The following is a 23,805-nucleotide window of genomic DNA, read 5'->3' as shown; positions in this document are numbered from 1 at the left end:
TGGCAGGACAGCGACGACATCGCGAGATAACGACCTCTCGACGGCGCCTCTCAGGGCGCCCTGGGCTCCGTGGCCGCCGCGCCACCGCGCGACCGCGCGACCGCGCTCCGTCGCGCGTGGCAGGGCCGCACAGCGCAGCTCTCGTTACGCCCGACCCGAAAGGGAGGCTGCTCTGAAACAACCACTCTTCCATGGTCTGCGACAATGACGGTCCGTGGCGCGCGCCGCCCTCCGTTCTCGCACCGCTCACGCTTGACCGATTCGCGTCATCGAACATATCTGAATCGATGATGGGAGCGCGCGGGAAGGGGCGTGTGAGGTGCGGTGGTTGTCGGCTCGTTCTGGCATCTCTCTGGTTCGCCATTTCAGGGTGCAGCGGAGAGACTGGAGACAAGGAGGCGGGCCAGGACACTGTCCCTCCGGACGACTCGGAGCCAGGTGAAGCGACGTTCGCGCCGGAGGAGGCCACGGAGCTCTGGTTCGTGGAGTTCGAGCGAGCGCCGGCCGCGAGAGGCATCGGTGGCGCCAGCGTCAAGGGCCTTATCGACCAGGAGCGGGATCTCTTCCGGCGAGCTGCCGCGGCCCGGGGGCTCCGGTACAAACAACGATTCTCGTTCGAGGAGCTCTGGAACGGCCTCTCCGTCCGGGTCGCGCAGGAGAGCTCGGCTGCGCTCGTGGACGTGCCCGGCGTCAAGGCCGTCTACCCCGTGGCGCCGGTGGAGCTCGACACCACGCGCGCCGCGCCGACGGTCGACCCGGACCTCGCCGTCGCAGGCGAGATGTCGGGCGCGGACGTCGCGCGCCGGGAGCTCGGCGTGACCGGCGAGGACATCCGCGTCGGCGTGATCGACAGCGGCGTCGACTACCATCACCCCGATCTCGGAGGCTGCTTCGGCCCGGGCTGCCGCGTGGCGTTTGGCTACGATTTCGTCGGCGACGATTTCGTCGCCGGTGACGCGACCAAGCCGCCCGTGCCCGACGGAGAGCCGGACGATTGCCTGGGCCATGGCACGCACGTCGCCGGCATCATCGGGGCGAACGGGGTCGTGCAGGGCGTGGCCCCGGACGTGACCTTCGGCGCGTACCGCGTGTTCGGCTGCCGCGGCGGCTCGCGCGCCGACATCATCCTCAAGGCGATGGAGCGGGCAGCCAGCGATGGCATGCACGTCATCAACATCAGCATCGGAACGCCGTTCCAGTGGCCTGACTACCCGACGGCTACGGCGGCGAGCGCGCTCGTCGCGCGCGGCGTCGTGGTCGTCGCGTCGATCGGCAACAGCGGCGAGAAAGGGCTCTGGGCCGCGGGCGCGCCCGGCGTGGGTGAGGCGGTCATCGGCACCGCGTCCGTCGACAGCACGCGCGTCACCACCCTGTCGTTCACCGTCGCGCCGGGCAACGCCGTGATCGGCTACACCCGCGGCGCCGGGAGCCCGCCCGCGCCGCTCTCGGGGAGCGCCGCCCTCGCGCGCACGGGGACGACCACCAGCGCCCGCGACGCGTGCGCCGAGCTCCCCGCCGGCAGCCTCGCGCGCCAGATCGCGCTCGTCCGGCGCGGCGGCTGCTCGTTCCACCAGAAGGCCGCGCACGCGCAGGCCGCGGGCGCCGCCGGCGTCCTGTTCTACAACGACCGGTCCGGGGCGATGAGCCCGTCCGTGGAGGGCGACCCTCCGATCACCATCCCGGTCGTGGGGATCGCGCAGGCCGACGGCGAGCTGCTCAACGCGCGTCTCGACGCGGGGCCCGTGACCCACAGCTGGACGCACCAGGCCGTGGCCGCGCGGAACAGCACCGCGGGCCTCGTCTCCCGCTTCAGCTCGCACGGCCTGAGCGCGGCGCTGTCCTTCAAGCCCGATCTCGCCGCGCCCGGCGGCACGATCTACTCGACGGTGCCGATCGAGCAAGGTTCGTACGACACGCTCAGCGGGACGTCGATGGCGGCGCCGCACGTGGCCGGGGCCGTCGCGCTCCTGCTCGCCGCGCGCCCGGAGCTGTCCGCGGCGCGCGTGCGCGACGTCCTCCAGAACAGCGCGGTCCCCGCGCCGTGGAGCGGCGATCTGGGCGCCGGCGTGCCGGAGAGCGCGCACCGGCAGGGCGCAGGGGTGATCCGCGTCGACCGGGCGATCCGCGCGACCACCGTGATCAGCCCCGGAAAGCTCTCGCTCGGAGAGAGCGAGGCCGGCCCCGCCGCGCGCACGCTGACGCTCGAGAACTCGAGCGGGCACGACGTCACCTACGACCTGTCACACACGCCCGCGGCGTGCGCGACCGGGGGCGACCACTGGGCGCCGGCGAGCGCCACGACCGGCGCCGCGCGCGTCGATTTCAGCGCCGCGAGCGTGACGGTGCCCGCGGCCGGGAGCGCGACCGTCTCCGTCACCGTCACGGCGAGCGACGCGCTCGCGGAAGGCGGCCTGTTCGGCGGCTACCTCGTGTTCACGCCGCGGGGCGGCGCGGCCGACGGCCTGCTGCGGGTGCCGTATGCGGGCTTCAAGGGCGATTACCAGAGCCTGCCCCTCCTCAAGCCGTCGGGTTTCGGCGCTCCGTGGCTCGGCAAGCTGAGCGGGACGCGCCTGACCCAGCAGCCGCGCGGCGCGGTCTACACGCTGGCGTCGGACGACACGCCGTATGTGGTCGTCCACCTCGATCACGGCGCGGAGCTCCTGACGCTGGACATCGTCGACGCCGCCACGGCGAAGCCGTGGGGGCGCGCGTTGATGCTGTCCCACGTCGGTCAGAGCGCGTCCGCGACGGCGGTCACGCGGTATGGATGGAAGGGCACGACGAAGCTCGACGGGAGGCACACCGTCGTCCCGGACGGGGATTACCTGATCAAGCTCCGCGCGCTCCGGGCGCTCGGCGATCCGGACAACGAGGCGCACTGGGAGACGTGGACGTCGCCCGTCGTCACCCTCGACCGGCCGTGACGGGTCCGCTCATGGCGCCTTGTAGACGAGCACCGGCCAGAGCCGGCGGACGACGCGCACGAGGTCGCGTTGCGCCCGCATGACCGCGCCGATGTCCTTGTAGGCCGAGGGCGCCTCCTCGCGCAGCCGGTCCGCGAGGCGGTGATCGAACCACACGCCCTCGGCCTCGCGCAGCAGCTGCCGCGCGCCGATGCGGCGGCGCGCCTCGCCCCGCGGCAGCGCGCGCCCGGCGCCGTGCGCTGACGAGCCGAGCGCCTCGGGGTGGCCGCGCCCCTCGACGTGGAAGCTCGGGCTCCCCATCGACCCGGGCACGACGCCGGGCTCCCCCTCGCGGAGCCCCATGGCGCCCTTGCGGTGCACCCACAGCGCGCGTCCGCCGTGCTCCTCGCGCCGGACGTGGTTGTGATCGATCTCGATGCGCGACGACGCGTCGGCGTCGACGCCGAACAGCTCGGCGAAGAGCGAGAGGGCCTCGGTGACCATCCGCGCGCGGCTCGCCCGCGCGTACCTCGCTGCCCAGGCTGCGTCATCGAGGTACGCGCGCCCGGCCTCGCTGTCGGCGTCGAGGAAGCGGACGCCCGACGGATCCCGCGCCGCGAGCGCCTCGTGGTGCTGCCGGATCGCCGGGCCCATGGCGCGCGAGCCGCTGTGGAGGAGCAGCCACAGCGCGCCCTCCTCGTCGCGCTGCACCTCCAGGAAATGGTTGCCCCGGCCGAGCGTACCCAGCTCCATCCGGCCCTCGCGGTGCTTCATCGCCTCGAGGCGAGGCGCGCCGAGCCGCGCCTCGGCGAGATCGCCGGGCAGCGACGGGGCGCCGGCGGCCGGGCGCAGCAGGTGCGGGACGCGGCCCCGCAGCGCGGAGAGGAGCTGCGCCGCGCGATCGCGATCCGCGAGCAGATCGGCGTCCGCGCGGAGCCGCAGCGCGACCATGCCGCAGCCGATGTCGCCGCCGACCGCCGCCGGCAAGAGGCGACGGGTCGTGGCGGTCACCGTGCCGACGCACACGTCGTCGGCCACGTGCGCGTCGGGCATGACCGCGATGTGCGCGACGCCGTCGGTGCGCGCGAGCCGCGAGAGCGACGCGCTGAGCGCCGCGCTCGCGCCGTCCGGGAGCCACGCGGAGATGCGCGCGCTCACGGCTCTCCCTCCGGCGGCAGCACCTGAAACGCGAGCGTCGGCGCGCGCTTGCGGGTGATCGCCCCGGCGACCTCCGCGCGCACGTAGCCCGCCACCTTCTCCAGCCGCGCCGCCGCCACCTCCGGCGGCGTGCCAGGCCTGACCTGCACGACCACCGCGAGCCGGCTGGCGTCGGGCGCCGGCTCCACACCCATCACCCAGACGTCCTGGAGGACGTCGTCGCGCAGCGCGGCGAGCGCGTCGCTCACCGCCTCCTGCACCTGACGGCAGAGCTGGCGCTCCTTGCGCTGCGCGCTCCGCGCCGCCGTCCCACCGAACAACGAACCTGCATCCACGACGGAGCGCGCGCGTTCGCGGCTCCGCGATCGATCTTTGCCCATGCCATGCTCCCGAGAGCGCAGCGACGCACCTACGCGTCGGCCGCGCAGTTCCAGCGACACGCGAGATGAACTCGGGGATGTGAGCCTCGCCGGCGCGCTCAGCGGCGCGTCAGGCCGAGGCTCGTCGATGCAATGGGGTGCATGGCGGGCCTCCTTCGCCGCGTAGGGTGCACGAGCGAGGGCCGCGGCGCAAGGCGCGCCCGGGCAGCGCTCCCGGCGGGGGCGCGAGCCGCGCGCGCCCGCTCGTGGCCGGCGCGCGGCCTGCGGCCCGCGCCCGGCACACCGAGGGGATTACGTGGCCTGGCGGTACGTCGGCTCGGCGCACTGGCGCTCGGCGGCCCTCGCGACGTCGCGGAGCATCTGGGGGATGAGGAACCTGTTGAGGGGCCTCATGAGGGCGTCCCAGAAGAACAGCCCCCGCCGCGTCCGCGTGTCGGTCGCGCGGATCCGCAGCTCGTACGAGAGCATCGCCCGACGCTGGCCGTAGGGCGTCACGATGTAGCCCCCCACCATCTTGATGTGCCCGGGGCAATCGAACGCCTTGAACTCGGCGGGCGTCCGCCTCGTGAACAGGCTCTCTGCGTTCTTCAGACGCCCGATCGAGCCGATGGCGATCTCGGAGCCCTCCTTCTCTGCCAGCTTGATCTCGCCGTAGTCCTCGACGTTCAGGAGCGTCATCCGCGCGCGCGCGGGCAGCGGCGTGAGGCGGAGCCGGCGCCGGGCGCGCCGGATCTCGGCCACGCGGAGCGCGAGGGCCGCGCGCAGCAGGAAAGAGCGGCTCCTCGCCAGATCCAGCCGCTTCAGCGCGGCGTACGTCACCTCCGGCGTCGCCATCACCACGATCTCGTGGTTCGCGACGATATCGGCTTCCGGCAGGAAGTACTCGAGCAGCGTGGGGCACGCCCCGGAGCGCTGCTGGCCCTGGGACGAGGCGCCCGTCATGGACTGACCCGCTCCCTGCCGGAGCTCACCCTGTTCTCTCGATATGCTTTGCATGGCGAACTACCCCCTGCGGTGATTCATTGGGGTAGTCTCGACGGATCGCCAGTGATCGGCTACGTGGCCTGCTGGCGATGATGATGCGCCGGCGCCGCGCACTGGTAGTTGGCGACCCTGGCGACGACGCGGAGCATCCGGCGCATGACGAGCCTCCCGAGCGGCGCCGTCAGCGCGTCCAGGAGGAACAGCCGCCGCCTCGTCCGCGTGTCGGTCGCGCGGATGCGCGTCTCGTACGCGAGCAGCGTCCGGCGCTGTCCGTAAGGCATCACGACGAAGCTCGCCGCCGCCTTGAAGTGACCCGGGCAGTCGAACGACTTGAACTCGGCCGCGGTCCGCCTCGTGAACAGGCTCTCCACGTTGAACAGGCGCGCGATCGAGCCGATGACGATCTCGGAGCCCTCCTTTTCGGCAAGCTTGGACTGGCCGTAATCCTCGATGTTCTGGAGCGACATCCGCACGCGCGCCGGGAGCGGCGCGAGGCGGAGCCTGCGCCGGGCGCGCCGCACGGCGGCCAGGCGGAGCGCGAAGACCGCGCGCAGGAGGAGAGAGCGGCTCCTCGCGAAATCCACCCTCTTCAGCGTGGCGTACGTCACCTCCGGTGGCGCCATCACCACGATCGCGTGGTTCATGACGATATCGGCCTCAGGCAGGAAATGTTCGAGCAGCGTGGGGCTGGCGCCGGAGCGCTGCGGGCACTCGTGCGAGGCATCCGTCGCGGCTTGCTCTCCGCCCTGTCGGCTCTCACCCTGTTCCGTCGAGATGGTCTGCATGGCGAACTACCCCCTGCGATAGTTCATTGGGCAGTCTCGACGGAACGCCAGCAGGAGACTCCTGTCCTCGACTCAGCCCTTCGCGCGCCGGGAGGCCTCCGCCATGCGGTGGGCGATGCGGAACGCCATCTCGAGCGACTGGCGGTAGTTCAGCCTCGGATCGCACAGGCTGGCGTAGCGCTGGTCGAGATCGGACTCCGTGAGCCCCGCCCCGACGCACTCGGTGACATCGTCGCCCGTGAGCTCGAAGTGGACGCCGCCGAGGTGGGATCCCATGGATTCGTGCACCTCGAAGCTCGCCTCGATCTCGGTGAGGATATCCTCGAAATTCCGTGTCTTGATCCCGCTGGACGTCGTCTGGGTATTGCCGTGCATCGGGTCGGACATCCAGAGCACCTTGCGCCCCGCGGACCGCACCGCCTCGATGAGCGGCGGGAGCCCGTCGCGCACGCGGCCCGCGCCCATGCGCACGATGAGCACGATCTTGCCCGGCTCGTCCGCCGGGTTGAGCCGATCGAGGAGGCGGATGACGTCATCGCGGAGCGTCTTCGGGCCGAGCTTGATGCCCAGCGGGTTCTCCACGCCGCTGAAGAACTCGACGTGCGCGCCGTCCGGCTGCCGTGTGCGCTCGCCGATCCAGGGCAGGTGGGTCGTCAGGTCGTAGAAGCCAGGCCGGCGCGCGACCTTCCGCGTCTGCGCGGACTCGTAGTGCAGGTTGAGCCCTTCATGGCTCGTGAAGAACTCGACCCGAGAGAGCTCCCCGACCGGCACCTCCGCGAGCGCCTCCATGAACCGAAGGGCCTCCCCGACCTGCTCCGTCATCCGCTGGTATCGCTCGCGCAGCTCTCCGGGGAGATCCGCCCGCTCGAGGAAGCTCAGGTCCCAGTACTCGGGGTGGTGCAGATCGGCGAAGCCGCCCTCCGACAGGGAACGGATGAAATTCAGGGTGATCGCCGCGTGCTGGTATCCCGCGATCATCAGGTTTGGATCGGGGCGCCGGGCGGAGGCGTCGAAGGGAGCGCGATTGATGAGATCCCCGAAATAGCTGGGCAAGCTCACGCCATCGCGCGTCTCGACGGGGTTGGAGCGCGGCTTGGCGTACTGCCCGGCAAAGCGCCCGAGGCGCACGACCGGCCGGCGGGCGCCGTGCACCAGCACGAGCGACATCTGAAGCAGGATCTTGAGCTTGTTCGTGACGATGTTCGGGCGGCAGTCGTCGAGCGTCTCCGCGCAGTCTCCCCCCTGGAGCACGAACCGGCGGCCGAGCTGCGCTTCGGCCAGATAGCCTTTGAGTCGCTCGACCTCCCACGAGGTCACGAGCGGCGGCAGCGCCCGGAGCTTCTCGACGGCCACCTGGACGGCGTCGGGATCGTCATAGGGGAGCGGCGCAGCGTTGAACCGTTCACGCCATGAATCCGGAGACCAGGGTTGAGCAGGAACGTACATGAGTTGAGCCCTATTATGGCAAGGCTCCCACCTGCGCAACCCTCGGTCAACGTCATCGATTCGAGCGTGAGGCGATGGGCTTACAGGCGCGGTCATCGGCTCGCGGGCGCGGTCATCGGCTCGCAGGCGCGGTCATCGGCTCGCAGGCGCGGTCATCGGCTCGCAGGCGCGGTCATCGGCTCGCGGGCGCGTCTGCCGCCCGGGGCGATGGCCCGGTGCGCGCCTCGATCGCCTGGATCGCCGCCTTGATCTCTCCCGCGATCGAGGCGCACGCCGCCGCGCACCGGCTCATGCCCAGAAAGCCGCAGCCCTTGCCCTTGCTGGTGACGAGCGGCGCGAGGACATCGACGGCGCGCCGATCGCCATCGGTCGTCGCGCGCGCCAGCAAGGCCTGCCGCGCCTTGCAGGACGGCGCGATCCGGAGCTCGTGCGCGATGCGCAGCGCGGGCGTCGCCCGCCCCAGGACCGCGGCCTCCGCGAGCCGCTTCGCGGCGCGCTCCTTCAGCGCGGAGCTGCCCACCGCGAGCTCGTAGAGCAGATCCGCCCCGTGGCTCCCCATGCCGCTCGCCATCAGGTCGAGCGCGGCCGAGGCCGCCTCGGGCGGTCCGCCGGCGGCGCTCGAGACGATGCGCTTCACGTCGTCGTCGGCCGCCGCCCCCGGATCGAGCTCCAGCAGCCGCTTCGCCGCGGCGAGCGCGGCGGCGTGGTAAGGCGGCGGGAGCGCGTGGCGCAGCATCAGCGCGCGGAAGATCGCCGGATCCTTCGGGTAGCGCGAGGCGAGCGCCTCCAGCGCGAGCACGCCGCCCGCGGCCGCTGTGGCGAGCTCGTCGGCGGGGACAGCATCGGAGGGTCGCGGCGCGACCGGACGCCGGAGGCCGGAGCTCGACGGCGGCGCGCGCTCTGCGAGCGAGGCCGCCTCGAGCCGGGAGAGCGAGACGCCGTCGCGCAGCAGCGCCGCGGCGAACACGACGGCGACGAGCGCAGCCGCGCCCGTGATCAGCCAGAGCGCCGCGGGCGGCGTCCGCGCGAGCAGGGAGGCGCGCGAGCCCGAGGCGTTGCCGCCTGCGCCGAGCACGGTGGTTGTTCCCGCCTGTGTGCCCGCTCTGTCGGGGCTGCTGGCCTGGCGGGCGCTCGTCCCAGGTGCCTGCGCTGGCATGGCCTGCTCCCCCTAACACACGCCCGGACAGCGGCCCATGGCCCGCGTCCGGCGGCCCGGCCGCGGGCTCATCGCCGCTGTCCTCGCCACTGGAACAGGGCGGCAGCGCCCGCGGCGAGCACGCTGATGAGGAAGAGCAACGCGTCCCAGACGGGCCATGCGATGCCGATGGCGCGCTGCAGGAGCACGGCCTCGACGAGCCGCACGAGCAGCGACGCCGACCCGTAGGCCACGAGGGCGATCACGACGGGCGTCGTGAGCCGCGGCGCGAGCGCGCTCATCCGGGCGTCGTCCCGCCAGACACGCCGGAAGACATAGAAGCCGCCGAGCAACCCGACGCCGAACAGGGCGCACAGGATCCCGAGCGTGAGCAGGGTGGCGCCCTGGCCCGACAGCGCGGCGGCGTCGCCGCGCGCCGCGCGCGCGAAGCCGGCGAGGCAGCTGACGAGGCCCGCGCCGAGCCACCCGAGGCCGAGGCTCACCGCGAGGAAGACCATCTGCCGCGTCAGGTACGCCTCCGACGACGCCGAGCCGGGAAGGCCGAAGGCGTGCGAGAGCGCGTAAGGCCGCCCGAGCACGACGGACGCGCGGGCGAGCGACGCGCGAGCGCTGGGCGGCCCGGGCGCGGCCGCTTCCTCGTAGGGCGCGAGCTCGCTGGCGAGCTCGAACATCGAGGCGTGGCGGCCCTCTCTCTCCTTCGCCATGGCGCGCTGGACGACGGCCTCCAGGCCCGGCGGGATGTCCGGGTTCAGCGATCGCGGCGGCGGGGGCTCCTCCGTCATGACCGCGAGGAGCACTGCCGTCGGGTCGCTGCGCTCGAAGGGGCGCTGCCCGGTGAGCGCGTGGTAGAGGACCGCGCCCACGGCGTAGATGTCGGCTCGAGGGTCGATCTCGTCCCCCTTCGCCTGCTCCGGGGCCATGTACGCCGGCGTTCCGAGCACCATGCCGGTCCTCGTGAGCGTGGACGGCGCGGAGGTCTTCGAGATGCCGAAATCGAGGACCTTCACGGTCGGACACGCAGGGTCGCCCGTGAGGAAGATGTTCTCCGGCTTGATGTCCCGGTGAACGATGCCCGCTGCGTGCGCGGCCGCGATGCCGTCGCACACCTCGCGCGCGATCCGCACCGCGGCGCCGGCCGGCAGCCGCCCTCCCGACCCCGCGAGGAGCTCGTCGAGGCCCTTGCCATCCAGGTACTCGGCGATGATGCACGGCCGGCCGTCGCTCAGCCGGTTCACGTCGAAGATCTCGACGACGTGCGGGCTCCGGATCGACGCTGAGGCTTCGGCCTCGCGCTGGAACCGCGCGAGGACGGTGGGCTGCTGGGCGAGCTCGGGGTGGAGCGTCTTCAGCGCGAACCGCTTGCCCGGGATGCGGGTGTGGTGCGTCTCGTAGACGCGGCCCATGCCGCCTTCGCCGAGCAGGCGGATGACATGGTACGCGCCCGCCACCGTGGTGCCGACGAGCGGGTCTGCCTCCGCCGGCTGCCCGTCCGCCGCGCTCTCCGCAGGGCTCGCCGCGCTCGCCGTGGGAGGAGCGGGTGGACGGACCGTGTCGGCGGTCGCGTCGTGCGCAGCCGCCGCTGCGAGCCCCTTGGGGAGCGCAGCGGGGCGGACCGTCTCGGCGGCCAGCTCGTACGCCGCCGCGCCCGACGCGGAGGGAGGGGGAGCCCCCGCGGGAGGAGGGGGCGGCGGAGGGCGAACCGTCTCCGCGGTCGTGGAGGTGACCGCAGCGGCGGCGGCCGCGGCCTGCGCTCCGCGCACGGCGGCAAGCGCGGCCTGCCGCTCCGTGTCGCTCATGACGCGGGTGGGTCCGTCGCCCTCCTCGCCCCCTGCAGAGCGAGACGAAGGCACGGCAGGAGTGCCCGAGCGACCGGGCGAAAAGCTCGAATCCGACACGCTCAGGGCCTCGCTCCCATGGATCCGGGTCGAACCTCACCAGAGGCAAGGATCGACGAGTCGTCGCCAACGCGCGGGCGAACACCGCGAGGCGACGCTACCACGGATCGCGCCGCGCGAGGGCGCCGACCTGCGGAACCGCGATCGGCACGTGATGTCGAGGTGTTCGCGCGGCCGGGCTGGCAAGTGTCGCGCGGTGCGTAACGGTGGTCAGCCGGTCAGCTCGCGGGCTGCTCGACCTGGACGGGCTTCTGCTTGGCAGCCTTGCGCTGCTCCGCATCGAGCAGGCCGATCCGCGCCTTCTGGCAGCGCTTCAGGCGCTTCTTCTTGAGCGGGGTGGCGAGCCATTCGTGACGCAGACGGACATTCCACTTCGGAGTATTGGCCATGATCGTAGGACTTTCTCTGCGAGGGCGGCGGAGACTACACAAACGTGCGGGGGCGTCAAGCTGTCAGTGGGGTCGCCCGCTTCGTATTTTTCGCTCTCGTCTTACCGTTTGCCGTCTGTGCCGTCCGCTGTCGCGTGATCGCGTGGGTGTGTGCGGCGCCGTGTGTGTTGCGTTCTGTCCCTATCGTCTGTGCGTTGGTGGCGCTGGCCCGCAGGTCCTTACCACGGCGCCGGCGGGGCGGTCCTGGCAATGGCAGCGCGCTCGTCGATCCGCTGCTGGAGGCGGCGCCAGAGCGCGCGTGCAGCGGGCGCGGGGACGGGAGGGAACGCGCGCACGGTGTGGAGCATGGTTGCGGCGCTCGTGTGGAGGTGGCGCTCCGACGCGGTGAGGGCGCACAGGGCGCTGCGGCGCTCGGCCGACTGACGCGCGACGGCGGCGCGGAAGTCCTCGCGGGCGAGGCGCAGGCGGGAGCGGACCGTGTTCTCGTTGAGCGAGAGCTCGCCGGCGATGTCGGCCACCGCGACGCCGAGGAGATCGTACATGACGAGGATCACGCGCCGCTCGGGCGCGATCTTCAGCAGCAGCGCCGTCACGATCTCGGCGCGGTCCGCGCCCGCGAGCGACTGCTCGGGCGTCGGCGCCGGGGCGCGCCCGTCGAACGGCCAGGACACGCCGGCCCCGGAGGGGATCTCGCGACGCCGGTGAGCGCGCGCGTGGTAGTGGCTCGCCTTTCTCCAGGCGATGCCGAACAGCCATCGATGCAGCGCCGCCTCGGGCGTGATGCGAAGGGGCGGCGGTCCTGCCGCGGCGAGCCCGCCCGCAGGGGCCGCGTGAAAGCGCCATGGCTCGTAGCTGGCCAGGCCACGATAGGCCGCGAGGAAGACCTCCTGGAGCATGTCGTCCAGATCGTTCACCGAGACACCCAGCCAGCGGAGCGCGTGATGAAGGAACGGCAAGCCCACGGCGTAGACCGTCTCGAACGACGGGCGCGCCGGTGCGGACGGCGGCGAGGACGGCGAGGAACGCGGCGGCGTCATCCGGAGCCTCGTGGCGCCGGGATCTCCGCGCCGGCGCAGGTGGGGTAGGGGCGCGGCGCAGGCCGTCCGGATGGCACATCGAACGCCGGCGGCGGCCGGAGCCAGCGCTCGACCGGCTCGAGCTCCACGAGCATGTCCAGAGAGGTCCGGAGGGAGAGGCGGAAGTCGTCGTCCTCGGCGGCTCGAGCGCTGTGGAACGCGACATAAAACAGCACGGTGCCCAGCTGCATCGCCCGCGGATCTCCCCGGCGTTGCAGGAAGCGATCGGCGAGATCGCACAGGGCGTGAAACAGGCGGCCTCCCGGACGACAGCTCTCGGGGCCGCACACCTCGAGGGTGGCGCACCGGCGGGCGCGCCGAGCTGATTTGTTCATCGAAGGCGCGCGCGTCTTCGCCACGCGCGCCTTCGGACTGCTCCGATTCGGCATGATGCGGTCCCCCGTAAAGTGGAGATCGGGATGGATGCCGCGTGCATCCACCCCATGGATTACGGAGACCGCGTGGAGATGATTTCGTCCTGTGCTCTCGCGCGTGCGCCCCGGTGAGGGGGCGGCTGCGCCAGGGCCAGCCGGCGCCAGCCCCGCGAGATCGTCAATCCGGAACGGGCGTGAGCTGCACCTGGAGGTGGATCGGCGGGGCGCCGCTCCTGGCCTCGACAAGGCGGTCCCAGGCGAAGTAGCCGGCCTTCTCCACGGTGATCCGGTGCGCGCCGGGCGGCAGCGCGACGCCGTGGGCGGCGACGTAAGCGAGCGCGCCGATGTACTGGTCGTCGATGGTGACCGACGCGTCGGGCACGTTCCCCTTCACCCGCAGCGAGACCGTCGCCGGAGCGCGCGCGACGCACGCCGACAGCCCGAGCATCAGGAGCGCCGCCGTGGCGCGCGTCCGCTTCGCGCTCGCGCTGGCCATCGTCACTCCCACTCGATCGTCGAGGGCGGCTTCGAGGACACGTCGAGCACCACGCGGTTCACGCCGCGCACCTCGTTGATGATGCGCGAGCTGGCCCGGGCGATGAGGTCGTAGGGCAGCCGCGCCCAGTCGGCCGTCATCCCGTCGGTCGAGTGAACCGCGCGGAGCGCGATCGCCTCGTCGTAGGTGCGCTCGTCGCCCATCACGCCCACGGAGCGCACCGGGAGGAGCACGCAGAAGCTCTGCCAGAGGGACTCGTAGAGCCCGGCGGCGCGGATCTCCTGGTCGAAGATGGCGTCGGCCGCCCTGAGCACGCGGAGCTTCTCCGGCGTCACCTCGCCGAGGCAGCGCACCGCGAGCCCCGGGCCGGGGAACGGCTGGCGGTACAGGATGTCCCGCGGCATGCCCATCGCCTCGCCGGCGGCCCGCACCTCGTCCTTGAAGAGCTCCCGCAGGGGCTCGATCAGGCCGAGGTTCATCCGCTCGGGCAGGCCGCCGACGTTGTGGTGGCTCTTGATGACCGCGCTCGGCCCCTTGAACGAGACGCTCTCGATCACGTCGGGGTAGAGCGTGCCCTGGACGAGCCACTTCGCGCCCTGGACCCGCTTCGCCTCCTCCTCGAACACCTCGATGAAGAGGCGGCCGATCACCTTGCGCTTCTGCTCGGGATCCACGACGCCGCGCAGCCCCTCGAGGAACCGCGCCGACGCGTCGACGGCGTCGAGGTTCATGTGGAAGTGGCCGCGGAAGGTCCGCTCGACGCTCTCCGCCTCGCCCTCGCGAAGCAGGCCGTTGTCGACGAAGATGCACGTCAGCCGGTCGCCGAGGGCGCGCTGGCAAAGCACGGCGGCGACCGAGGAGTCGACCCCGCCCGAGAGGCCCAGGATGACGCGGTCGCTCGGCCCGGCCTTCTCGCGGACCGCGGCGATCGCCTCCTCCACGAACGACGCGGGCGTCCAGGTCGGCGACAGGCCGGCGACGTCGAACAGGAAGGACTGGAGGATCTCCTTGCCGCGCGGCGTGTGGACGACCTCGGGGTGGAACTGGAGGCCGTAGAGCTTGTCGCGCTCGCGGGCGACGGCGCAGAGCGGGCTGCCGGTCGTGGTGCCGAGCGACACGAACCCCTCCGGCATCGCGGTGAGCCGATCGCCGTGGCTCATCCAGACGTCGATGGAGTCGCCCTCGGCGAAGCGCGAGAAGATGCCCGTCGGGCGCTCGACGCGCACCGCCGCGGGGCCGTACTCGCCCCCGGTGTGCGCGCGCTCGACCTTGCCGCCGAGGTGATACGCCATGAGCTGGAGCCCGTAGCAGATGCCCAGCGTCGGGACGCCGAGCTCCAGCACCTCCCGGGAACAGCGGGGAGCGTTGTCTCCGTACACGCTGGCGGGGCCGCCCGAGAGGATGAGCGCCCGCGGGGCGAGCCGGCGCAGCTCGGCGACGGGCACGTCGAAGCGGTGGATCTCGCAGTAGACGCCAGACTCGCGCACGCGCCGGGCGATGAGCTGCGTGTACTGAGAGCCGAAATCGAGGATGACGACGAAGTCCCGCCGGGGTGAGAGCATGGCTGCCGCTAGCATGGCGGGGCTGGATCCGCCAGAGTCGCGCGGCCCAGGCGCTCGCCGCACGCCCGCTCGCGGCGCCCTGCGCTACGGCTGCGTGGGCGGCGGCGGCGGCGTGGTGGGCGGCGGCTGCGTGGACGCAGGCGGCGCGCCCGGCGACGGGGCGAGCAGCGGCGCGCCCGGCGTCGCGTCGGTCGCATCCGTTGCATCCGGCTCATCCGGCGGCGCGGCGGGCGCGTCGCCGACGCCTCCGTCGTACTCGCGCGGGCGCTCGTACTCGGGCGGCGGACCGGGCGGGAGCGGCTTCGGCGCGGCGGAGGAGCACGCCGCGGCGAGGATCGCGGCGAGCGCGGCGATCGGCGAGGCGTGGCGGGCGCGTGTCATAGCTCCACTCCGCTCCCCCCGGTGTTCCCGGGAGGAGCACGATACGGCGGTATTTCGGGAGGGCTGGCCGGATCGGGCGGGACCTGGAGCCCCTCCGGATCGGCGAACGGCAAGGAGGGGACGGAGGGGGCCGCCGGCGGCGCATCGAGCGGCGCCCCCAGCGCGCCCGGCGCCGCGAGCGGGATGCCGGTGCTCGCCATGGCGGGCGCGTCCGCGCCTGCGTCCGAGCCCCTGCACGCCGGCGCGATCACGGCGAGGAACGCCCCCGCGAGGAGCGCCGCGCCGCGCCGCGGGCGGGCAGCGGCGCTCCTCGCGGGGGCGCGGCGGGCGTCTCGGGAGCGGGGTGCGAACGACGCCTGGCTCGAGCTTCGGAGATCGCCGGACACGGCGGGTACGCTAGCATGGACGCGCAGGAGAACGGTTGGCCCGCGCAGGGAGGCGAGCTAGGTTCCCGCTGTGGAACAGAGCAACATCGATCTAGAGGGCACGCTTCGCGCGCTCTGCCAGCGCGCCCGGACGGCTGCCCGCGCCCTCGCCCCGCTGGACAGGGCCCAGAAGGACCGCGCGCTGCGCGCCATCGCCGAGCGGCTGCGCGCCGAGGCCGGCGAGGGCAAGCGCTCCCCGGTGCTGGCCGCGAACGCCGAGGACGTGGCCGCGGCGCGCGCCGCCGGCGTCTCCGAGGCGCTCGTCGACCGGCTCGTGCTCGACGAGGCGCGGCTCGCGGCGATCGCCGGCGCGGTGCTCGAGGTCGCCGCCGCCAGCGATCCGGTCGGGCAAGTCGTCGGGATGGAGCGGCGGCCGAACGGGCTCCTCGTCGGGCAGGTGCGCGTCCCGCTCGGCGTGATCGCGATGATCTACGAGTCGCGCCCCAACGTGACGGTCGACGCCGCCGTGCTCTGCCTGAAGAGCGGCAACGCCGCGATCCTCCGCGGCGGCAAGGAGGCGGCGCGCTCGAACGCGGCCCTCGGCGAGCTGATCTCGGACGCGCTGCGCTCGGTCGGGCTGCCGGCCGACGCCGTGCAGAGGGTCCCCTCGCTCGACCGCGAGGCCACGCGGCTCCTGCTCGGCCTGACCGGCATGATCGATCTGGCCATCCCGCGCGGCGGCGAGGGGCTCATCCGGTTCGTGGCCGAGAACGCGCGCGTCCCCGTGATCCAGCACTACAAGGGCGTGAACCACCTCTACGCCGACGCCGGCTGTGACGTCGAGATGGCCTGCCGCCTCGTCGAGAACGGCAAGCTCCAGCGCCCCGGCGTCTGCAACGCGCTGGAGTGCCTGCTCGTCCACGAGAGCGTCGCGGCGCCGCTGCTCGGGCGCGTGGCCGCCCTCTCGGAGCGCGGGCTCGAGCTGCGCGGCGACGCCGCCACCTGCGCGCTCGTGCCGTCGGCGCGCAAGGCCGCGGAGGACGACTACGGGCGGGAGTTCCTCGCGCCCGTCCTCGCGGTCCGGGTCGTGAGGTCGCTCGACGAGGCGATCGAGCACATCGGCCGCTACGGCTCGATGCACACCGAGGTGATCTGCACGCCCCGCTACGACCACGCGCAGCGGTTCCTGCGCGAGGTCGACGCGAGCTGCGTGCTCGTGAACGCGTCGTCCCGGTTCAACGACGGCGGCGAGCTCGGCCTCGGCGCGGAGATCGGCATCTCCACGACGAAGCTCCACGCCTACGGCCCGATGGGGCTCGCGAGCCTGACGACGCTCAAGTGGATCGCGTACGGCGAGGGCCAGACCCGCTGACGCGGGCGAGACGAGTGGCGCCGGTCATCGACCGGGCGCAAGAAAGCGAGAGAACGTTGGCGAGCAAGAAGGACGCAGGCGAGGGGAGCAGGAAGCCGCGGGCGAAGTCGGGGCCTTCGGCGAGTGAGGGCGCGGAGCCGCGCGCGCCGGCGCGGAAGAAGGCGACCACGGCCAAGGCGGGCGCGGCCGGTCGAGCGTCGTCCGCGGCGAAGCCGAAGCGGCCGGCGTCGCCCCGGATCCGCGCCTCCCACGCGGGCGTCGGCGAGCCCGGCGCGAAGAAGGTGGTCCGCGCGCGCCGCGCGGGCGGCGAGGCGGAGCCGCTGGAGCGCGCGGCGCGGCCGATCCCGGCGGATCGGCCGGCCTCGAGGGCGCGGCGTCCGTCGCGCGACGACGGCGACGCGCCGGCCCCGCGGGCCGCGCGTGGCGGCGGCGAGGGCGGCGCGAAGGCGGCGCTGCCGCTCGCGGGGCGGTCGCCCGCGCGCGCCAAGTCGCCGCTCGCGGGCCCGAAGCGCGCCGGCTCGCGCCGGAGCACGCCGCCGCCCGTCCCCGAGCCTTCGGCCCCCGCGCGTGAGCTCGCGCTGACGCTGGCCGCGGCGGGGCTCGACAAGAAGGCGATCGGCGTCGAGATCCTCGAGGTCGTGGGGCGCGTCGACTACGCGGACTACCTCGTGATCATGACCGGCCGCTCCGACAGGCACGTCCACGCGATCGCGACGGGGCTGGAGGAGGCGGTGCGCAAGCAGAAGCTCGCGCCGCTCTCGATGGAGGGCCTCGCCGCGGCGACCTGGGTGCTCATCGATTTCGGCGACGTGGTGGTGCACGTGTTCCAGGAGGAGACGCGCCGCCTCTACGACATCGAGGGGCTCTGGATCGACGCGGGGCGCGTCCCGGTCCCGGAGGAGAGCCTGCCGCCGGGGGCGCAGCCCGCCCCGCGGTTCGATCCGAGCTGAGCGCGCCGTGCGACTCGTCGTCGCCGCCGTCGGGCGCGTGAAGGACAAGCCGCTGCGCGCGGCGATGGACGAGTACCTCGGCCGCATCCGCCGCTACGTGGCGTGCGACGAGATCGAGATCCAGGACGGCCCGCCGGCGAAGGTCGGGCCGCTCCTTGCGCGCGCGTCGGCGGGGGCGAACGTCATCGCCCTGGAGGTGGGCGGCAAGGCGCTCGGCAGCGAGGCGTTCGCGGCCGGCGTCGAGCGCTGGGGCTCGCGCGGCAAGGGCGTGGTCGCGTTCCTGATCGGGGGCGCGGACGGGCTGCCGCCCGACGTGTCCGCCGCGGCGGACGACCGGTGGAGCCTGTCGCCGCTCACGTTCCCGCACCGCCTCGCGCGGCTCGTGCTGATCGAGCAGCTCTACCGCGCGATGACCCTGCTGCGCGGCGAGCCCTACGCCCACTGAGGCGGCCGCGCCGCCCCTGCGGCCGCCGCCCCGGTCACTCCTTGGGCCAGTCGGGGCACGCGAGCTCCATCGGGCCGTTGAACCAGCTCGCATAGGCCGCCTCGCCGGCCCTGTTGTACCGGCCGAGGTGCCGCTCGAAGTACTCGCCCCAGTGGGGCCTCCGGCCGTCGGCGTCGGCGAACCCGTACTCCCTCGCGAGATCCCACGAGCTGAACACGCGGCCGGACTTCGTCGCGACGCGCGGATCGGCGGCGAGCGCCGCGACGGCGCGGCCCACGTAGAACGGGGTCTCCGATTCGATGAAGTGCGGGTCCTTCTCGGCGGCGTCTCGCCAGTTCGCCTCCGTGACGCCGAAGTGGTCGAGCATGGCCTCCGAGCGCAGGAAGCCGGGCGTCACCGCGAGCGCCGTCATGGCGGGGTGGCGGCGCAGCTCCCAGGCCATGGCGAAGGCCAGGCGGATGACCGACATCTTCGCCAGGTCGTAGAAGAGGTTGCCGCGGTAGCCGAAGTGGTCGCCGTCGGTGATCTCGACGATGAGGCCGCGATCGCGCTCGAGCATGAGCGGCACCGCGTGGCGGCTCGTGATGATGTGCGAGGTGACGGCCCGCTCGAGCAGGACCTTCCCGCTGGGCAGGGAGAGCTTCCAGAACGGCTGGCCGAACTCGGTGAGCTCATCGCCGCCCCACACATCGTTGACCAGGACGTCGAGCCTCCCTTGCTCCTGCCGGATCCGGGCGCAGAGCGCCTCGACCTGCTCCTCGACCGTGTGGTCGACCTGCGCGGCGACGCCGCGCCCTCCCGCCGCGGCCACGAGCTCGGCGGTCTCCTCGATGGTCTCGGGGCGCTGGCCCGTGGCGGGCCGGCCGCGGACGCTGCGCCCTGTGCAATAGACCGTGGCGCCGGCCTCGCCGAGCGAGCACGCGATGGCGCGCCCCGCGCCGCGCGTGGCTCCGGCGACGAGGGCGATCTGTCCTTCGAGCGGTCTCATAGGGTGTCTCCTCCTTGCTTGGGGACCGGCGGCTCGGCGGGCGCGCGGGCTCCTGCGACGCGCGCGCCCTTGCATTCCGGCCTGCTCCGGTCGTCCTGCGACGCTACGGGACAATTCCTGACGTCTCCTGTCATGAATTGCGCGTAGCCTCGCGGGCAGGTCATTTCGGGGTCGGGAGCCACGGACGGTCATGCGCGCGGATCGGCTGCTCAGCTTGATGTTGCTCTTGCAGCGGGCGAAGAGCCGGCAGCTGACGGCCGAGGACCTGGCGCGCCGCCTGGAGGTCTCGGCGCGGACGATCTACCGGGACCTCGACGCGCTGTCGTCCGCGGGCGTGCCCGTGTATGCGCAGCGCGGCCCGAGCGGCGGGATCTCGCTGGCGGAGGGGTGGCAAACGAGCCTGACCGGGCTGACGCAGCCCGAGGTGCAGGCGCTCGCGGCGGTCGCGGCGCCCGGGGCGCTGGCCGACATCGGGCTCTCGGCGGCGCTGGAGAGCGGGCTGATCAAGCTGTCGGCGGCGCTGCCGGCCGTGCACCGGTCGCTGGCCGAGCACGCGCGGCAGCGGCTCCACGTGGACGCGTCGGGGTGGTTCCAGGGCAGGGAGGTGGTGCCGCACCTCGACGTCCTGCGCGAGGGGGTCTGGCAGGATCGCAAGGTGTTGCTCGCGTACCGGGACTTCGACGGGGAAGCGAGCGAGCGGGTGGTGGAGCCGTATGGCCTCGTGATCAAGGCCGACCGCTGGTACCTCGTCGCCGGCACCGAGCGGGGGCCAAGCATCTTCCGGGGAGCGCGGGTGGCGGGAGCGCGGCTCCTCGACGCGGTGTTTGCGCGGCCGGAGGGGTTCGAGCTGGCGGCATGCTGGAAGGCCTTGAGCCGGCGGTTCGCGGAGCAGAGGGCGAGCTACGTGGTGACGTTGCGCGTGACCGGGGAGGGGGAAGAGGCGCTCCGGCGGGTCCGGCCCGGCGGCGAGCACGAGCGGTGGGGGCGGGAAAAGCGCGGGCGCGATGGGACGAGCGTCGTGACGGTCGACTTCGAGCGGGAGTCGATCGCGGTCTCGCAGATCGTCGGGCTGGGCAGGGGCGTCGAGGTGGTCGAGCCGGCGGCGCTGCGGGCGCGGCTCCGGGAGATCGCGAAGGATCTACGAGCGGTTTACGGGGCGCGTCGCGCGGCGGCGCCTCAGCGTGCGGGCAGGAAGAGGTGAGCCGACACCGGAGGGGTCGCGAACGTGTCCAGGCTCATTCCACGTCAGGACACGAATACCCGATCTCCCAGTCCTGCACCTGGACTCCGCCGGCGCCGTCGCTCGTCGGATTCAGCGTCACCTGGAGCTCGAGGTAATCCGCTTGCGCTCCCGGCAGCGCGCCGAGATCGACGGCGCACGGCGGCGTCGAGGTGTCGTCGCACACCTGGGTATCGGCCGGCGTCGCGTGGGCGGTCGCGGCGAGCGTCACGGCCGCTGCGCCGAGATCGGCGGTGTCGTCGGCCGATCGCACGAAGAACTCGACGCTCGAGTCGCCCGGCGTGGTCGTGCTGTACGTGAGGTATTCCCACCGGGCCTTGGTCCCCGGCGGGCAGACGCCGTGGTAGCGCTCCCAGCTCGTGGTGATGGGCGAGAGGGTCTCGTCAGCGCACGGGACGGTCGCCTGGACCTTGCCCCCGGGGTTCTCGCGGATGGTGGAGCAGGTCGTCGGGCAGAGCTTCACGTTCGTGTTTCCGGAATCGAAGTACCAGCCCCCCGCGCCGCAGCTGGCGATACCGGCCCGGGGCGTGAGCGTCGTCTCCACGCCGGCGGCATTCTCGTAGACGACGGACACCGACGCGGGATCCGAGACGCCCGCGGGGGGGACGGCGACGTCGCAGGGCTGCGCCTCTCCGCGGATCGAGACCAGCGCATTGAGGAGGTTACCTTGCAGCGTCGAGCCGGCGCTGAGGTTGTGCGCCTGCCCTCCGCCTTGGGCCGCGATGAGGTTGATGATCTCCGCGTTCGAGTTGCCGAAGCCCACCGCGTGCACGCGAACGTCGTGGTTAGCGAATGCGTTCTGCGCCAGGTTTCCGATGGCGTTGGGCACGGTGTTGCAGCTCGACGGGATGCCGTCGGTGATGAACACGACCGCGACCTCCTCCTCGGGGTGGGCGTTCTTGTAGTTGATCGCCCAGGTCGTGGCGCCGTCCAGCGCCGGGTACATCGGTGTTTCGCCGGTGGGCGTCGGGAAGTTGATGAAGGCCTGCATGAGCTTGATCTCTTGCTGGTCCCCCATCGCCGCAGACGCCGCGGTCAACCTGTCGGCAGCGGCGCCGTTGAACGGGACGAGCGGCAGCGCACAGCCGCCGCCGCCGGCAGGCGGACAGGAAGGGTTGTCGTTGCAAGGGCCAGGGTTGTCGTGCGGCCAGAACCGGAACGCGACGCCGAGCCCCGCCGACGCTGGATCCTGGAAGAAGGCCTTGAGCGCGTTCGTGGCGGGAATCCATCGATCGTTGATCGTGTCGTCAAACGATGAGCTCAGCGTCCGCCGCATCGAGGTGGATCGATCGAGCGCCACGAACATCGTGACCGGCCTCGACTGCGTGGCGCTGGCCGCGGCGGTGCAGGCGGGTGACCCGCACTCACCCGATTGATAGACGCTCCCGTTGTTGCCGCACTGGCACTCGGCGATCTGCCCCGCGCCCGGCGGATTCACGATGAGCTCCATGCCGTCGGTGACGCCGGTGCAGCCCGCCACGTTGATGCACTCGCCCGGCTCGATCGGCTCCGCCGTCGTGCAGGCGAGGGTGCCGCCGCTCGGGCTGCAGGCGTCGAGGATCCGGCTCGGGGCGGAGGATGGCAGCTGGTTTGCTGTGGAAGCATACCGGTGGATGGCGATGCCCGCGGGCGCCTGCGTGGTGCCGCGGTTGCAGACGGGGATCGTCCCGCCGCAGGGCACGCCGATCGTGAGGTCCGGGAGAGAGCATTCGGGGTTCGTCTCGCCCGGCAGGTAGGCATTGCAGAGGCCCTGCTGCGGGCAGGTCTCTCCGCAGACGCTCTCCACGAGGTCGACGCAGCTCTGTGTCCACGCGCCGCCCGGCGCGCAGCAGCTCGGCGACACATCGCAGATCTGCGACACGCACGAGTTGCAGCCCGCGTTTAGCCGCTCGCCGGTGTAACACTTGTCGTGCGCGCATCCCGGATCGGTCTCGCAGCTGGAGCCGCACAACGACCCGGCCAGGGCGACGCAGCTTGCGTCCCATCGCGGCGTGCTCGCGCTGCACGTCTTGGGGGCGCACTCCGTGGCGACATAGCCAGCGCAAGTGGAGCTCCAGGTCCCCGTGCACCTGCCGCCTTGCAGGACAGTTCCCGGGGGACATATGCCGCCGCTTGGCGGAGTGCAGCGGCCTGGGAAGACGCAGGTGCTGCCCGCGCCGATGATCGCAGCGCACTGCGCCGTCGTGCTGCACGTGATGTCGCAGCAGCGCGGGTGGTTCGCGCAGATGGTCGCGATGCACGCGTCACCGCAGGTCGTGTTCATGTTGGTCGCGGGGCCGGGAGCCGCCACGCAGGCGTCGTGCCCGCAGTCGCCCGGTACGTCCGTCTGCGTGCAGCAGCTCGGGTTGGCGTCGCAGACCTTCGTGACGCAGCCGCTGCACGTCGACAGCAGCGGCGTGCCCGTGGCGCACGGATCGTGGGCGCACGCTCCCTGCGCGGGGTTGTCGCAGTGCTGGTCGAACTGGCAGTCCTCGCCGGTCGTGCACGGCTCGTTCGTGCCCTCCCGCGCGACGGCCTCCGGCAGCTCGTCGAGGTCACCGACCGACCAGCCATAGGTCGCGCCGCTGCCCTCGAGGTCGACGGGGCTCCCGCCCGGCGGCCCCTCGAACGACTCGCCGCCGCAGGGCGCGCACGGGCCGCCGCAATCGACGCCGTTCTCGCTGCCGTTCTGGATCCCGTCGTCGCACGTGACGTAGCAGACGTCGAGCTTCGGCCGGCTCGCGATCTCCGGCCGCTCGCTGCTCTTGAACTCGCTCCTCACGACCGGATCTTCCTCGATGAGGACGCCGTGGTTCTCGGCCTCGCCGCTCACCCACGCGCGCGCGAGCGCGGTGAGGTCGGAGGAGCGGACGCCGGCCGCCCCGCCGCCGGTGAACGACGCGGCGATCGCTGGATCGAAGGACTCTCCGAAGCTCCCCCAGGTCGCGGTGGACTCCGCCCAAGCGCTCGTGACGCGGTGGACGCGGACCGTGCTGGTGTCCGCCTTGTAGATCTGCGAGAGCGACAGGTTCGCCGACACGACCTCGGCGTTCGATGGGAGGCCGGAGAGGTCGAACCGGAGCAAGCTGCGCCGGATCCCGCCGCTCGCGCTCGTCCCCGAGCTGAGCGCCACGTTCGCGCCGTCGTTCCACGTCGGCGCGCTCTGCCAGAGCACGACGTCGGCCACGCCCGCTGGTCCGGCGCCGCGCTGGACGGTGGTGCACACCTGTCCTTCGGTCGATAGTTCCTGCGCGGCGCGCGCCACGCTCTCGTCGCCGTCGTCGCCCGCGCCGCCGGGATCGGCGCCGCACGAGGCCGCGAGGGCGCTCGCCAGACCAGCGCACAGGGCGCTGAGTAACTTCATTTTATCTCTCATGCAAAGGTTCTCCGTGACAGGTGTTGTGGTTCGCCGCGCAAGGCTTCGCCGCGCGCAAGGCCAGAGTCGTGTGGCCCCACGGTCATGAGCGCTGGGTACGAGGCG

General features: G+C 72.6%; 21 protein-coding genes. 5 read left to right on the top strand and 16 right to left on the bottom strand.

Annotated elements, in window-relative coordinates; genetic code table 11:
* The first annotated feature begins 482 nt into the window (after positions 1–482).
* Positions 483–2,924: a S8 family serine peptidase gene (locus WME97_RS20275; RefSeq protein WP_437554059.1), complete on the top strand. Its 2,442-nt coding sequence runs from the start codon at positions 483–485 to the stop codon at positions 2,922–2,924.
* A 9-nt stretch (positions 2,925–2,933) separates the two neighbouring features.
* Here WME97_RS20275 and WME97_RS20270 read toward each other — a convergent pair whose 3' ends face one another.
* The 14 genes from WME97_RS20270 to WME97_RS20205 form a co-directional block, all read right to left on the bottom strand.
* A complete protein-coding gene (locus tag WME97_RS20270; protein ID WP_437554058.1) occupies positions 2,934–4,061 on the bottom strand; it encodes an RtcB family protein in 1,128 nt (375 codons plus the stop codon).
* Positions 4,058–4,381, bottom strand: a complete 324-nt coding sequence (locus WME97_RS20265; protein WP_231864927.1) for a ribosome-binding factor A — start codon at positions 4,379–4,381, stop codon at positions 4,058–4,060. The genes WME97_RS20270 and WME97_RS20265 overlap by 4 nt, the downstream gene beginning before the upstream one ends.
* 351 nt (positions 4,382–4,732) lie before the next feature.
* The gene (locus tag WME97_RS20260; RefSeq protein ID WP_437554056.1) at positions 4,733–5,383 is read right to left on the bottom strand and encodes a hypothetical protein; all 651 of its coding nucleotides are present in this window, start codon (positions 5,381–5,383) and stop codon (positions 4,733–4,735) included.
* Positions 5,384–5,496: 113 nt separating this feature from the next.
* Entirely contained in the window at positions 5,497–6,210 is a 714-nt protein-coding gene (locus WME97_RS20255; RefSeq protein ID WP_437554054.1) for a hypothetical protein, read from the bottom strand.
* A 72-nt stretch (positions 6,211–6,282) separates the two neighbouring features.
* Positions 6,283–7,656, bottom strand: coding sequence for a 3-deoxy-7-phosphoheptulonate synthase class II (locus WME97_RS20250; protein ID WP_437554052.1), 1,374 nt, complete (start codon positions 7,654–7,656; stop codon positions 6,283–6,285).
* Between the two features lie 172 nt (positions 7,657–7,828).
* A complete protein-coding gene (locus WME97_RS20245; RefSeq protein ID WP_437554050.1) occupies positions 7,829–8,731 on the bottom strand; it encodes a hypothetical protein in 903 nt (300 codons plus the stop codon).
* Positions 8,732–8,880: 149 nt separating this feature from the next.
* Positions 8,881–10,608 (bottom strand): serine/threonine-protein kinase, encoded by a 1,728-nt coding sequence (locus WME97_RS20240; protein ID WP_437554048.1) that lies wholly within the window; start codon positions 10,606–10,608, stop codon positions 8,881–8,883.
* 317 nt (positions 10,609–10,925) lie between these two features.
* Positions 10,926–11,096 (bottom strand): hypothetical protein, encoded by a 171-nt coding sequence (locus WME97_RS20235; RefSeq protein WP_012236312.1) that lies wholly within the window; start codon positions 11,094–11,096, stop codon positions 10,926–10,928.
* Between the two features lie 218 nt (positions 11,097–11,314).
* Complete coding sequence (locus WME97_RS20230) at positions 11,315–12,133, bottom strand: RNA polymerase sigma factor (protein WP_437554046.1); 819 nt, start codon at positions 12,131–12,133, stop codon at positions 11,315–11,317.
* The gene (locus WME97_RS20225; protein ID WP_437554044.1) at positions 12,130–12,507 is read right to left on the bottom strand and encodes a hypothetical protein; all 378 of its coding nucleotides are present in this window, start codon (positions 12,505–12,507) and stop codon (positions 12,130–12,132) included. The genes WME97_RS20230 and WME97_RS20225 overlap by 4 nt, the downstream gene beginning before the upstream one ends.
* A 217-nt stretch (positions 12,508–12,724) precedes the next feature.
* Positions 12,725–13,042, bottom strand: a complete 318-nt coding sequence (locus WME97_RS20220; protein WP_437300722.1) for a PEGA domain-containing protein — start codon at positions 13,040–13,042, stop codon at positions 12,725–12,727.
* Between the two features lie 2 nt (positions 13,043–13,044).
* Positions 13,045–14,619 carry a glutamine-hydrolyzing GMP synthase gene (gene guaA, locus WME97_RS20215; protein ID WP_437554042.1) on the bottom strand — a complete coding sequence of 525 codons (1,575 nt, stop codon included), beginning with the start codon at positions 14,617–14,619 and terminating at the stop codon, positions 13,045–13,047.
* 69 nt (positions 14,620–14,688) lie between these two features.
* Positions 14,689–14,985 (bottom strand): hypothetical protein, encoded by a 297-nt coding sequence (locus WME97_RS20210; protein ID WP_437554040.1) that lies wholly within the window; start codon positions 14,983–14,985, stop codon positions 14,689–14,691.
* Complete coding sequence (locus WME97_RS20205) at positions 14,982–15,371, bottom strand: hypothetical protein (protein WP_437554038.1); 390 nt, start codon at positions 15,369–15,371, stop codon at positions 14,982–14,984. Before WME97_RS20205 ends, WME97_RS20210 begins: the two co-directional genes overlap by 4 nt.
* A gap of 70 nt (positions 15,372–15,441) precedes the next feature.
* On the opposite strand from WME97_RS20205, the gene WME97_RS20200 reads away from it, so the two are divergent.
* Genes WME97_RS20200 through WME97_RS20190 form a run of 3 tightly spaced genes read left to right on the top strand, consistent with a single transcriptional unit; the run spans position 15,442 to position 18,117 of the window.
* Positions 15,442–16,722, top strand: coding sequence for a glutamate-5-semialdehyde dehydrogenase (locus WME97_RS20200; RefSeq protein ID WP_437554036.1), 1,281 nt, complete (start codon positions 15,442–15,444; stop codon positions 16,720–16,722).
* A gap of 56 nt (positions 16,723–16,778) precedes the next feature.
* Positions 16,779–17,672 carry a ribosome silencing factor gene (gene rsfS / locus WME97_RS20195; protein ID WP_437554034.1) on the top strand — a complete coding sequence of 298 codons (894 nt, stop codon included), beginning with the start codon at positions 16,779–16,781 and terminating at the stop codon, positions 17,670–17,672.
* 7 nt (positions 17,673–17,679) lie between these two features.
* Positions 17,680–18,117: a 23S rRNA (pseudouridine(1915)-N(3))-methyltransferase RlmH gene (locus tag WME97_RS20190; RefSeq protein WP_437554032.1), complete on the top strand. Its 438-nt coding sequence runs from the start codon at positions 17,680–17,682 to the stop codon at positions 18,115–18,117.
* 34 nt (positions 18,118–18,151) lie between these two features.
* Here WME97_RS20190 and WME97_RS20185 read toward each other — a convergent pair whose 3' ends face one another.
* Positions 18,152–19,105 carry an SDR family oxidoreductase gene (locus WME97_RS20185; RefSeq protein ID WP_437554031.1) on the bottom strand — a complete coding sequence of 318 codons (954 nt, stop codon included), beginning with the start codon at positions 19,103–19,105 and terminating at the stop codon, positions 18,152–18,154.
* 190 nt (positions 19,106–19,295) lie between these two features.
* Between WME97_RS20185 and WME97_RS20180 the strand changes: the two genes are divergently transcribed.
* The gene (locus WME97_RS20180; protein WP_437554029.1) at positions 19,296–20,306 is read left to right on the top strand and encodes a helix-turn-helix transcriptional regulator; all 1,011 of its coding nucleotides are present in this window, start codon (positions 19,296–19,298) and stop codon (positions 20,304–20,306) included.
* Positions 20,307–20,340: 34 nt separating this feature from the next.
* Here the strand turns inward: WME97_RS20180 and WME97_RS20175 are convergent, their stop codons facing one another.
* Positions 20,341–23,688 carry a DNRLRE domain-containing protein gene (locus tag WME97_RS20175; protein ID WP_437554027.1) on the bottom strand — a complete coding sequence of 1,116 codons (3,348 nt, stop codon included), beginning with the start codon at positions 23,686–23,688 and terminating at the stop codon, positions 20,341–20,343.
* Between the last annotated feature and the right edge of the window lie 117 nt (positions 23,689–23,805).

Origin of the sequence: Sorangium sp. So ce367 (assembly GCF_051520455.1) — a bacterium.
Classification (GTDB): Bacteria; Myxococcota_A; Polyangia; order Polyangiales; family Polyangiaceae; genus Sorangium; species Sorangium cellulosum_B.
This window is presented reverse-complemented; position numbering and strand designations above follow the sequence as displayed.

Coding starts and splice junctions, on each gene's coding strand:
- WME97_RS20260 (WP_437554056.1), bottom strand. CDS start 5,383: ATGACGGGCGCCTCGTCCCAGGGCCAGCAGCGCTCCGGGGCGTGCCCC.
- WME97_RS20255 (WP_437554054.1), bottom strand. CDS start 6,210: ATGCAGACCATCTCGACGGAACAGGGTGAGAGCCGACAGGGCGGAGAG.
- WME97_RS20250 (WP_437554052.1), bottom strand. CDS start 7,656: ATGTACGTTCCTGCTCAACCCTGGTCTCCGGATTCATGGCGTGAACGG.
- WME97_RS20240 (WP_437554048.1), bottom strand. CDS start 10,608: ATGAGCGACACGGAGCGGCAGGCCGCGCTTGCCGCCGTGCGCGGAGCG.
- WME97_RS20235 (WP_012236312.1), bottom strand. CDS start 11,096: ATGGCCAATACTCCGAAGTGGAATGTCCGTCTGCGTCACGAATGGCTC.
- WME97_RS20230 (WP_437554046.1), bottom strand. CDS start 12,133: ATGACGCCGCCGCGTTCCTCGCCGTCCTCGCCGCCGTCCGCACCGGCG.
- WME97_RS20225 (WP_437554044.1), bottom strand. CDS start 12,507: ATGAACAAATCAGCTCGGCGCGCCCGCCGGTGCGCCACCCTCGAGGTG.
- WME97_RS20220 (WP_437300722.1), bottom strand. CDS start 13,042: ATGGCCAGCGCGAGCGCGAAGCGGACGCGCGCCACGGCGGCGCTCCTG.
- guaA (WP_437554042.1), bottom strand. CDS start 14,619: ATGCTAGCGGCAGCCATGCTCTCACCCCGGCGGGACTTCGTCGTCATC.
- WME97_RS20210 (WP_437554040.1), bottom strand. CDS start 14,985: ATGACACGCGCCCGCCACGCCTCGCCGATCGCCGCGCTCGCCGCGATC.
- WME97_RS20185 (WP_437554031.1), bottom strand. CDS start 19,105: ATGAGACCGCTCGAAGGACAGATCGCCCTCGTCGCCGGAGCCACGCGC.
- WME97_RS20180 (WP_437554029.1), top strand. CDS start 19,296: ATGCGCGCGGATCGGCTGCTCAGCTTGATGTTGCTCTTGCAGCGGGCG.
- WME97_RS20175 (WP_437554027.1), bottom strand. CDS start 23,688: ATGAAGTTACTCAGCGCCCTGTGCGCTGGTCTGGCGAGCGCCCTCGCG.